The organism is Moritella sp. PE36 (assembly GCF_000170855.1).
In the GTDB taxonomy this organism is placed as follows: domain Bacteria; phylum Pseudomonadota; class Gammaproteobacteria; order Enterobacterales; family Moritellaceae; genus Moritella.
Genome location: NZ_ABCQ01000048.1, coordinates 24,094 through 35,695 on the forward strand (window position 1 = coordinate 24,094; position 11,602 = coordinate 35,695).

The window sequence follows — 11,602 nt, forward strand, 5'->3', positions numbered from 1 at the left end:
GATTAGAAGTATACACGAGCACCTAACCATAGAGTGTCATCCGAACCTGTAACGTCATTATCTGAAGAGTTGAACTCTACATATGTTTTAACGTCTTTAGCGATTTCATAATCAGCACCGATTACGATTTCAGAACCTTCATCAGCTTTTGCATCGCCATCTAAGATGTCATACATAGCGTATACGCCAGCTTGACCTAGAGCGTAATGAGCACCGATACCGTATGCAGAAGTATCAACATTATCAACGTCTAGAGCTTGGTATTGAACACCTATCGTTAATGCGTCAAGAGAGTATTGCGCGCCAACGATTATAGCTGAGTTATCAACTAATGGAGTTGCAGTACCTACTTTGTCATTTGCGATGTTGTAAGCAACACCAAGAGTTAGACCAGCAACTTCGTATGTACCACCGATAGAGTAAGTATCTTGGTTGATTAAACCAACAACTACAGATGCGCTACCGAATGATTTAGTGTATTCAAGTTGATCTTGTGTATCTGAACCAGCTGCAGCATTTTGGTGATTATAAATGCCATTCTCATATGAGAAATCGTTCATTACTAGATCATCATTCAGACCCAATTTTTTACCAAGAACAAGTTTACCATATACGTCATGCTCAAAACCAAGGAAAGCATTGTTGATGTATAAAGTATCTAGACCTGAAACATCTTTATATTTGATTTCCATTTGACCAAATGCTTTAAGACCATTATCTAATGTTTTAGCTGCTTTAATATCGAAACGTGAGCCAGCATCTTCGAAGTTAACGTCATCAGAATTGTCGATAACAACGTGACCACGGAAAGAACCACCAAGAGAGATTGTAGTTGTGTCGTCGCTGTAAACTTCAGCAGCGTTTGCAGCGCCAGCTAGTAAAATTGCAGTAGCAAGAATAGTCTTTTTCATTTTGAAATCCTTTATGATTTATAAGTTAACTCACTCATTACTTGAATCTCTCTCTGAGATGATTCCATCTGGTAATGTTCGGTTAAACCAAGAGTTAATGTATTCTAACAAATAGCGTGTTAAACCAACAATTCATCTGGATAAACCATTTGAAATAAGATTTAACAACTACGCTTAAAACTTGGTATAGATTATAGTCATAATAATTTCATGAAAACTATAGGGAAAATGAATAAGAGATCAAAAATAAGATCACGGGCACATAAAGAGGTATGACAAGAATAAAATTCTTGACAATGACGGTTTTCAACAGTCCGAGAGAGAGTTTAATACAAACTAAACGATTAAAAAAAAAGCGTTTATGTATATTTCATTACAGAGACGATACTTTGCATCTATTCTGCTAATTAGTAAGAACAGCAAAACAACTAAAAGTTCAATTCAATCGAATCTAATTATTTAGGGCTAGCTTCTAACCATAAAGGTTAGAATAGTATGGATTTTTAACAAGGTTTGTCCCTTTTATATATAAGTAACTAATATTCGCAATATTTAGATTCTGATCACGGAACTAAAATAGCTAACTTCTAATTCCTTATTATTAACAGACAAAAAAATACCCCAGCAATGCTGAGGTATTTATAAAGATATATGACCGATGAAGATATGGCGTATGCGAAAAAAGACTAACTACTTTTCAGTTGCAGGCTTTTTCTTCTTCACGGCTTTCTTCTTCTCTTCTTCAACCCATTTACCATCGATGTAATGTGCTGTCCAACCCGTGGCTTTCTTCTCCACTTCGGTCATCACATATTGCTCTTTGGTCTTACGACTGAAGCGTACAATGGCTTTATTACCAGCAGGGTCTTGCGCTGGCGCATCTGCTAAGTAATAGAACTTCGATGAGATACGGTCTCTGAAGCGTACTAACTCTTCAATCAAGGGAGCACGCGTCTCACGAGATTTAGGGAAAGTATTCGCCGCTAAGAAGATACCCGCAGCACCGTCACGTAGCACAAAGTAAGCATCTGACTTTTCACATTCCAATTCAGGAAGGAAAACAGGATCTTCTTTTGGCGGCGCAACTTCACCACTTTTCAGGATCTTACGGGTGTTTTTACATTCTTCGTTAGTACAGCCCATATATTTGCCGAAACGGCCATTTTTAAGCTGCATATCAGACATACAGCGGTCACACTCAACCACAGGGCCATCATAGCCTTTTAGCTTGAATTCACCTTTTTCGACTTCGTAGCCTGTACATTCAGGGTTATTACCACAAACGTGCAATTTACGTGTTTCATCTATCAGGTAGCTGTCCATTGCAGTACTGCATTTAGGACAACGACGTTTTGCCATCAACGCTTCAGTTTCAGCGTCGTCATTAAGCAAATCAATCGCTTCTTCACCTGAGACGAGGTTAATGGTTTTCTTACAGCGTTCTTTCGGTGGCAAGTTATAACCTGCACAACCGAGGAAAACACCTGTCGTTGCCGTACGGATACCCATCTCACGTTGGCATGTTGGACATTCGATATCCGTGATAACCATTTCGTTCGAGCGCATACCGCCGTCAGCAACATCAGCCCCAGCCGTTATTAGCTGTTTCTTGAAGTCACCGAAGAAGTCATTAAGTACATCAATCCAATTCAGCTTGCCTTCAGCAACGCCATCAAGTTGAGACTCCATGCTTGCGGTGAAATCGAAGTTCATTAACTCTTCAAAACTTTCGGTCAGACGTTCGGTAACAATCTCACCCATTTTTTCAGCAAAGAAACGGCGGTTTTCAGATTTCACATAACCACGATCTTGAATTGTCGTGATAATCGACGCATACGTCGATGGACGACCAATTCCACGTTTCTCTAATTCTTTAACCAATGACGCTTCATTAAAACGCGCAGGCGGTTTAGTAAAGTGTTGCAGCGGATCAACAGTGATCAGATCAAGCGCTTCACCGGTTTCAAGAACCGGTAAGTTACTTTCATCTTCAGACTTCTTGCTCATTGGTGGCAGTGCTTTAGTCCAACCAGGGAAACGCATAGTACGTCCCTTCGCGGTAAGCTGATACTCGCCAGCAGCAATCGTCAATTTGGTTGAATCGTATTGTGCAGGCATCATCTGACAAGCAACAAACTGACGCCAAATTAGTTCGTATAATTTTTTCGCATCATCATCCATGCCTTTCAAATCGCCTGACATAACATTTACATCAGAAGGTCGGATCGCTTCATGGGCTTCTTGCGCGCCTTTTTTAGAACCGTATAGATTCGGCTCTGCAGGTAAGTAATCTTTACCGTATTTTGTTTCAATGAAACCGCGTGCACTTTCTACCGCGTCTTTACTCAAGTTTGTTGAGTCAGTACGCATATAGGTAATGTAACCGCCTTCATATAAGCGCTGTGCCAGACCCATTGTACGCTTAACGCCATAGCTATGACGCGTACTTGCGGCCTGCTGTAGTGTTGACGTAATAAAAGGTGCTTTTGGCTTACTACTTGTCGCTCTGTCATCACGCTTTAATAACGAATAACTTGCATTTTGTAAGTCAGTAACCGCTTTGGTCGCTTGCGCTTCATTAACAGGTTTAAATGCTTCACCAGCATATTTAACCGTTTCAACACGTAATGGCTCACCCAGTGAAGTCACTAAGTCTGTATGCACATCCCAGAACTCTTCTGGAATGAAGGCTTTGATATCTTTTTCTTTGTCTACGATCAAACGCACGGCTACTGACTGAACACGTCCAGCAGATAAACCACGGGCAATCTTTTGCCAAAGCAACGGCGACACCATATAGCCAACAACACGATCTAAGAAACGACGCGCTTGTTGTGCGTTAACACAATCAATGTTCAATTCTGTCGGTTTATCAAATGCTTCTTGGATCGCTGTTTTTGTAATTTCGTTAAACGTAACACGCTGGAAACGTGAATCATCACCACCAATAATTTCCCGCAGGTGCCATGCAATAGCTTCCCCCTCGCGGTCCAAATCGGTTGCGAGATAGATAACATCTGCTTTTTCAGCAAGTTGTTGTAGTTCAGCAACGACTTTTTCTTTACCAGGTAAAATCTGATACGTTGCTGCCCAGTCATTTTCTGGGTCTATTCCCATACGCGAATATAATGATTTTTTATCACGTTTTTCTTTAAATGCAGCTTTAGCTTCTGGCGTCATGCCTTTAGTTTGTTGCGCAAGCGTCGGTGCACCAGCTCGTTTTTTGGCTGCTCCACCACTTGTCGGTAAATCACGTACGTGGCCTACACTTGATTTAACAATGTAGTCTTTACCGAGATATTTATTAATGGTCTTCGCTTTTGCAGGCGATTCCACAATTACCAGAGATCTTCCCATACAGACGGATTCTTTTAATTTATGAATAATATGAAATTGATGAATACAATTGATAATTTATCGGTTAAGCGATAGTCAAAAAGCATCATCTTATATTTGTACTCTATTTATATATATACATTGAATATACTTATAGTAGTCAATAATTTTTTAATTATTTTTTAATGGCTATATTTCATACAAAAACATTACACAAGCATAGCAATAATTACACAAAACAATAATCCACAAAAACATAAAAATCAAACTAATAAACTACATACACTTGAAATATGTAGTTTATGTTTCAATGTATATTTTACAGTTATGCACCTACAATTCTATAAATGTGGGTACTTAGACTGTTGCAGAAACTTATTTAAGCTTGTCGAAATAGCCATCGACGCCGCTTGGGCTAATTTTTCAGCCAATTTTTTACGTACCACATATTTAACGATGTAAATCGTTTTCGACTTATTCGCTTTTAATAAGTAATCATCACTGGTTTGCAAAGTATCCACTAACCCGCGTTCGTGGGCATGTGTACCAAACCAGTGCTCACCTGTGGCTATTTTTTCAATATCCATATCAGGTCGGTGAGTACTCACAAAGTCTTTAAATAACACGTGAGTTTCCTCAAGTTCTTGTTGGAACTTTGCACGTCCAGCGTCGTCATTTTCACCAAACATCGTTAATGTACGTTTGAACTCACCAGCGGTCAGTTGTTCGACATCAATATTGTTCTTTTTCAATAGACGGTTAAAGTTCGGTATTTGTGCAACAACACCGATAGAACCAACGATTGCAAATGGTGCAGCTATAATATGATCAGCAATACATGCCATCATATAACCGCCACTCGCCGCCACTTTATCAACCGCGATAGTTAGCTTAATATTAGCTTGTTTTAACCGTTCTAACTGTGAGCTTGCAAGTCCATAACCATGTACCACACCACCGCCACTTTCTAGGCGTACCAGTACTTCATCATGCTCGGTTGCAACGAATAAAATAGCGGTAATTTCTTCACGCAGTGACGCCACTTCTTTAGCATCAATACCGGCGGTGAAATCGATCACAAACAGACGTGGTTCAATGTCTTCATCTGTAGAAGCATCTTTATCATTAGCTTTGTCTTTATGCGCCTTTTTAAAGGCTTTTAATTCTTCTTTGTGTTTTTTCTTTTCTGCTTTGTGCTGTTCTTTTTCTAATACTTTAGCTTCATCTTCAGACACAAGATGTAACTGCAGTTCATCTTCAACGTCTTTAAATTGCTCCGATAAATTGGTGATCTCTAAACGTCCATTGCTCTTCTTTTGCTTAGACGTAAGACTGATAATACTGACCACTACAAATAATAATGCTAAAACGAATGTTATCGTTTTAGCCAAAAAAATACCGTATTCACTTAAAAATTCCAAATCCTAATCCTCGGTCGGTTATATCGATTTTGCTCTTTATATCATTTATACCAATCACAATAAATAGAAGATCATTCTTTCTAGTTAAAACTGACACTAACTTCGTTGCTAATTTTGAAATTAGAATAACTAGTTTCTGCAATTAGCGCCTTGCCATTGTCAATTTTTCCTGCGAAATAATTAATCACTTATTTACTGCAATTGGTATTACAACATCGCATCTACAAGCTTTGCAGGTTACAATATTGCGAGATATGTCGATATGGAACCTAAAAATGGATTATCAAGCAGAAAAAACTTTATTAGAAAATAAAACAATTTTAGTAACAGGTGCGGGTGACGGTATTGGTCGTCAAGCGGCTTTAACCTATGCGGCACATGGCGCGACAGTGATATTACTCGGAAAAACAGTGGCTAAACTTGAAGCTGTTTATGACGAAATTGAAGCACTTGGCGCACCAACGCCTGCTATTATTCCGCTTGATATGAAAGGTGCGACGGTTGCAAACTATAAAGACATGGCAGACACCATCGATACGCAATTTGGTAAACTAGACGGTTTATTGAACAATGCGGGTCAATTAGGCGTGTTAGGTCCATTCCATCAAATCGATGAAAAGAGCTATGACGAAGTGATGCAGGTAAATGTGAAAGCGCAATTATTCATGACAAGTGCGTTATTACCGGTACTGAAAAAAGCGGACAAAGCATCTATCATTTTCACCTCATCAAGTGTGGGTGTAAAAGGGCGTGCTTACTGGGCTGAATATGCCATTTCAAAATTTGCCACCGAAGGCATGATGCAAACCCTTGCAGACGAATTTGAAAATACCAGTATCCGCGCTAACTGTATTAACCCTGGTGCAACGCGTACTGGTATGCGTGCAAAAGCCTTCCCAGGTGAAAATGCTAACACCCTAGCGACAGCAGAAGATATCATGCCGCTTTACCTTTATTTGATGGGTAATGACAGCGTTGCTGAAACAGGTAAAACATTTAAAGCTCAGCCAAACAGATAATCGAATAACGGCCAAAATCCCTAAATGATGATGCTTACATTATTTAGGGATTATTATCCTATATCTTCAACTTTTCCCTGCTTTTTAGACTCTACCTACTCCCTTATTTATATCTTTGATTAGCGTCCTAGCCTATAAAAAACTTGCTATCGCAAATAATTACTGCAATAACTAATGCCTATATATAGAAAGACTCTGTTAATAAGGATATTAACCAGTGAAATTGAATTGTGATATGGGTGAAAGCTTTGGTATTTGGCAGCTTGGTTCGGATGAAGCGGTCATGCCGCATATTGATATGGCGAACATCGCTTGCGGTTTCCATGCGTCCGATCCCCTGATCATGCAACAAACAGTGGCACTGGCTAAACACTATCATGTCGCCGTCGGCGCTCACCCTGGTTATCCCGATCTGGTTGGCTTTGGTCGTCGCCACATACGCTGCACACCAGATGAAATCCAAGCCTTTATATTGTATCAAGTGGGCGCCCTCGCCGCGTTCTGCAAGCAGCAACATATCCCCTTAAGTTATGTCAAACCTCACGGTGCACTTTATAACGACATGATGCAAGATGATGCCATTCTCATTGCTATTTTAAAAGGAGTGGCTGCTTTTAGCCCTGGTTTACCCCTCATGCTAATGGCACAAGCAGACAACAGTCGCAGTGAAACCCTTGCAGCACAATTTAGTGTGCCACTATTATTCGAAGCATTTGCTGATCGTTGTTATACCGATGACGGATTATTACAGCCTAGAAATATACCAGGTGCGGTATTTACCGAACACAGCCAAATAATTAACCAAGCAATACAGCTCGCGCAACGCGGAAATGTGACCAGTAATAACGGCAATCTCATTAAGTTAAAAGCTGATACGCTTTGTGTCCATGGTGATAACGCCCAATCCATCGAAGCCATCGCACAGATAAAGTTAGCACTGACAACAAATAAGGAATGAGATATGCGGTACCATCTCGATATGATCGGTTATGATGCAATTCTGATTCGCTTTACCGATGCCGATAACGCCCAACTATTACCTGTGATCTACACCTTAAATCGGCAGCTAACAAATGCCGCTGATTTAGACGCTGTTATTATTGATGTCATTCCCTCATACCAAACGTTACTCGTCAGCTTCAACATACTAACCATTGAACCCCATCAATTAGTCACAAAAATTCACGCTCACATTAAGCAAATTTTAATGCCCCAATCCCAAGCACCTCGTTATACGTTACCTGTGAGCGCTGAGTTGCTCACACTACCCGTTTGTTACCACAAAAGCCTCGCGCCTGATCTCGAGTTCTTGTCATTACATGCATCATTGCCTATTGATGAGATCATCAACATTCATTCTTCTACTATATATAGTTGTTATGCCATTGGCTTTATGCCTAACTTTGCCTACTTAGGTGATGTAGATAAACGGATACAAATACCGAGACACGCAAAACCACAAACACAAGTTGCAGCAGGTAGTGTCGGGATTGCTGATAACCAAACAGCCATTTATCCTAAGGCGAGTCCTGGAGGCTGGCAAATAATAGGTCAAAGTCCGGCGGCACTGCATAGCCTTTCTGTTGGCTGCCAAGTTAAATTTAGCCAGATTTCACTTGATGAGTTTAATCACTACCACCAAGAGGCTGACGCATAATGACAACAATTCCAGCATTAGAAATTATCAAGCCGGGTATTCATAGCTTAATTCAAGATCTTGGTCGCTTTGGTTATCAGCATTTAGGGATCACTCCAGGCGGTCCTGCAGATCTGCATTCTTATCTATGGGCAAATAAGATACTCAGTAATAACAGCAATATGGCGACTATTGAAATACATTATGGATTAATGACATTACGTGTATTAACAGATACCAGAATTGCGATTTGTGGTGCCGAGTTTGGGGTTAATATTAATAATAGACCCGCTTTAAATTGGCAAACGCATAACGTTAAGGCGGGTGACATTATTCAGTATGGTGGCGCTAAAACGGGGAAATGTGGATATCTAGCTGTTTTAGGTGGTTTACAGACAGAGCAGATCTATCAGAGCCGCAGTACCGTAATACGTGATGAACTCAGCGAATCAACAAGGTCTCCATTATACAAGAGGCAAATATTACCGATAACCCGCCAAAGTGTAAAACAGCTAACAGCAGGATCACCCACATGTACTCGTGTTCCCCGACATTATATTCCAAATTATTCAACACCATTAATATTAGGTTTATTGCCTTGCTACCAATGGAAACAATTAACCTTGCAGCAGCAGCAACAACTGTTAACGACTAAATATCAAATAAGTGCACAAGCCGACCGCATGGGTTATCGATTAACAGGTGAAATGATTGCCAATTTACCGACAACATTGACGTCAGAAGGAATTGCTTTAGGTAGTGTACAGCTTCCAGCGGATGGACAGCCGATCATCTTACTTCAAGACAGGCAAACAATTGGTGGCTACCCTAAGGCGGGCGTTATTTCGGTTCTAGATTGCAGTAAATTATCACAACGACAACAAGGCTCTGATATCACTTTTAAACTCGAGAATCCGGCTGTTTCACGGTATAAAACACAAGGGTTCATGCATTTTTTCGATCTATAATCGTGTCTAAATAGATTTTTACACTACAAGTTTTATCGAAACGTACATAAAACAGGCAACCAATTCAGTGACGGCGCTCACGTTATACAATATAAATCGAAATAATTACGGTATGTTAGAACATTTAACAAAATATAATTTCAGTCAAAAAATTAGCCGTTCAAATTTACAAATATGTATCTTTATATAAAAAAATCTATCTAAGAGCCCAGTCTGTACTAGAATTTAGCTTAATTTCTCATAAATTTAGATTATGTTTGCTTATTGTTAATTGAGTGTCACAAAGTATGGTCAAAACAGATAACGATGGGTTATTTTACTGTATCATAAGTATTGCATTATTTATTTTTGCTGATTAAATACACCCACTTGAATTTACGGATTCAATTTCATGGCCATAGAATGCCCTGAAGTAAACAAGCGACTAATGACTTATTAAAAGGAACACAACATGTCTATTACAAAAACAATTGCAAAATCACTTGCTGTAGCAAGTTTAACACTAGCAGCTGCTGCACCAAGTATCGCAACAGCAAAAACAAGTGACTTTATTACAATCGGTACTGGTGGTGTTACTGGTGTTTACTACCCTGCCGGTGGTGCAATTTGTAAATTTGTAAACCGCAACCGTAAAGAGCACAACATTCGTTGTTCAGTAGAAAGTACTGGTGGTTCAGCTTATAACATCAACACGATGCGTTCTGGTGAACTTGATTTCGGTGTAGCACAATCTGATCAACAGTATTATGCTTACAACGGTTTAAACCAATACAAAAATCAAGGTGCTTACACTGACCTACGTGCAGTATTCTCACTACACGCTGAAGCACTGACAATTGTTGCTCGTAAAGATTCTGGCATTAAAGACTTTAAAGATCTTAAAGGTATGCGTGTGAACGTGGGTAACCCAGGTTCAGGCCAACGCAGCACAATGGACGTTGTAATGAAAGCTTACAACTGGGATAACAGTGCGTTCTCACTTACATCAGAACTAAAAGCGAACGAACAATCTCAAGCACTTTGTGATAACAAAATCGACGCATTTGTATTCTTCTCTGGTTTCCCTAACGGTTCGATCAAAGAAGCAACAACAACGTGTGACGCTGTTATTGTAACGGTTAACGATGCAACAATACAAAAACTCGTTGCTGATAACCCTTACTACAGCCAAGTTGTGATCCCTGGTGGCACTTACACTGGTACACCAAAAGACACAGTAACATTTGGTGCACGTGCAACAATCGTTACACCAAAATCATTGTCTAATGAAATCGTGTATGAAGTAACGAAAGCTGTATTCGAAAACTTCAATACATTTAAGCGTCTACATCCATCATTTGCATCGCTAACGAAAGAAGATATGGCGAATGCAGCACTTAGTGCACCTGTTCACCCTGGCGCACTAAAATACTACAAAGAAGCTGGCCTAAGATAAGTCGACTTTTCATTAAAAAAAATTAAGGGGACATTGTCCCCTTAATTTTTCAATAAAATTATATTACCTATATATACCCAAGCTACTTCAAGATGCACAATCAGCATCCTGAAGTAACTTGGGTATAATTCATTATTTAATTTTTACTACTCTTACTCAAGTTACTGACTATTCTTACACTACGGATTAGTGAAGCAATAAGCAGTACTCTTTCTGAAATTAAGAGTTCAGTAATTATTAATGACTCTACTAACGAATAACCGAGCCACTTCTTGTGATAAAAATGTCGCAGAATGATGGAGGACAAATGTCTAAAACAGAAAATCAAACCACTAGCATGGATGCTGAACTGCAGGAAATGCTTGCACAATCAGATACTGGTGCGCGCGATCCCCAAGGTATTGCTAAAAAAGTATTGTTAATTGTGCCATTTATTTGGGCGCTATTTCAATTATGGTATGCCTCTCCTCTGCCGTTCGTGTTAAATTTTGGTATTATTAATGATACTGAAGCTCGTTCTATTCATTTAGCATTTGCTATATTTTTAGCATTTACTGCTTACCCTGCAATGAAATCGTCACCGCGTGACCATGTGCCGTTGACCGATTGGATTTTTGCATTCGCAGGTGCATTCAGTGCTGGTTATCTATTCCTATTTTATAATGAATTGGCTGGTCGTTCAGGCGCACCAACTACCTTTGATACTGCGGTTGCAGTAACGGGTATGTTGATGCTACTTGAAGCAACACGTCGTTCATTATGTCCACCGCTGATGATCGTGGCACTGGTATTTTGACTTATACCTTTGCCGGCCTCACATGCCAGACATATTGCCCACAAAGGGCAGTTTGACGAAACATGTCTCACAGTGGTTAC

General features: G+C 39.8%; 9 protein-coding genes. 6 read left to right on the top strand and 3 right to left on the bottom strand.

The window, feature by feature from the left end; genetic code table 11:
• Window positions 1-2: 2 nt before the first annotated feature.
• From PE36_RS18960 to sohB, 3 genes are all read right to left on the bottom strand, one after another.
• Complete coding sequence (locus tag PE36_RS18960; RefSeq protein WP_006033688.1) at window positions 3-911, bottom strand: porin; 909 nt, start codon at window positions 909-911, stop codon at window positions 3-5.
• A gap of 690 nt (window positions 912-1,601) precedes the next feature.
• Window positions 1,602-4,268: a type I DNA topoisomerase gene (gene topA, locus PE36_RS18965; protein ID WP_043994823.1), complete on the bottom strand. Its 2,667-nt coding sequence runs from the start codon at window positions 4,266-4,268 to the stop codon at window positions 1,602-1,604.
• Window positions 4,269-4,588: 320 nt separating this feature from the next.
• Window positions 4,589-5,668, bottom strand: coding sequence for a protease SohB (sohB, locus tag PE36_RS18970; RefSeq protein ID WP_006033690.1), 1,080 nt, complete (start codon window positions 5,666-5,668; stop codon window positions 4,589-4,591).
• A gap of 275 nt (window positions 5,669-5,943) precedes the next feature.
• On the opposite strand from sohB, the gene PE36_RS18975 reads away from it, so the two are divergent.
• From PE36_RS18975 to PE36_RS19000, 6 genes are all read left to right on the top strand, one after another.
• The gene (locus PE36_RS18975) at window positions 5,944-6,687 is read left to right on the top strand and encodes a YciK family oxidoreductase (protein WP_006033691.1); all 744 of its coding nucleotides are present in this window, start codon (window positions 5,944-5,946) and stop codon (window positions 6,685-6,687) included.
• A gap of 217 nt (window positions 6,688-6,904) precedes the next feature.
• On the top strand, window positions 6,905-7,645 hold the full coding sequence (locus PE36_RS18980) for a 5-oxoprolinase subunit PxpA (RefSeq protein WP_043994825.1): 741 nt from the start codon (window positions 6,905-6,907) through the stop codon (window positions 7,643-7,645).
• A gap of 3 nt (window positions 7,646-7,648) precedes the next feature.
• Window positions 7,649-8,344 (top strand): allophanate hydrolase subunit 1, encoded by a 696-nt coding sequence (locus PE36_RS18985; RefSeq protein ID WP_043994827.1) that lies wholly within the window; start codon window positions 7,649-7,651, stop codon window positions 8,342-8,344.
• Window positions 8,344-9,291, top strand: coding sequence for a biotin-dependent carboxyltransferase family protein (locus PE36_RS18990; RefSeq protein ID WP_006033694.1), 948 nt, complete (start codon window positions 8,344-8,346; stop codon window positions 9,289-9,291). Before PE36_RS18985 ends, PE36_RS18990 begins: the two co-directional genes overlap by 1 nt.
• Before the next feature lie 451 nt (window positions 9,292-9,742).
• Entirely contained in the window at window positions 9,743-10,726 is a 984-nt protein-coding gene (locus PE36_RS18995; RefSeq protein WP_006033695.1) for a TAXI family TRAP transporter solute-binding subunit, read from the top strand.
• Window positions 10,727-11,033: 307 nt separating this feature from the next.
• A complete protein-coding gene (locus PE36_RS19000; RefSeq protein ID WP_043994829.1) occupies window positions 11,034-11,522 on the top strand; it encodes a hypothetical protein in 489 nt (162 codons plus the stop codon).
• The last annotated feature ends 80 nt before the right edge of the window (window positions 11,523-11,602 follow it).

Excerpts from the sequence above, each read along its gene's own strand:
- PE36_RS19000 (WP_043994829.1), top strand. The coding sequence starts at position 11,034 with ATGTCTAAAACAGAAAATCAAACCACTAGCATGGATGCTGAACTGCAG.
- topA (WP_043994823.1), bottom strand. The coding sequence starts at position 4,268 with ATGGGAAGATCTCTGGTAATTGTGGAATCGCCTGCAAAAGCGAAGACC.
- PE36_RS18995 (WP_006033695.1), top strand. The coding sequence starts at position 9,743 with ATGTCTATTACAAAAACAATTGCAAAATCACTTGCTGTAGCAAGTTTA.
- PE36_RS18990 (WP_006033694.1), top strand. The coding sequence starts at position 8,344 with ATGACAACAATTCCAGCATTAGAAATTATCAAGCCGGGTATTCATAGC.
- PE36_RS18985 (WP_043994827.1), top strand. The coding sequence starts at position 7,649 with ATGCGGTACCATCTCGATATGATCGGTTATGATGCAATTCTGATTCGC.
- PE36_RS18975 (WP_006033691.1), top strand. The coding sequence starts at position 5,944 with ATGGATTATCAAGCAGAAAAAACTTTATTAGAAAATAAAACAATTTTA.
- PE36_RS18960 (WP_006033688.1), bottom strand. The coding sequence starts at position 911 with ATGAAAAAGACTATTCTTGCTACTGCAATTTTACTAGCTGGCGCTGCA.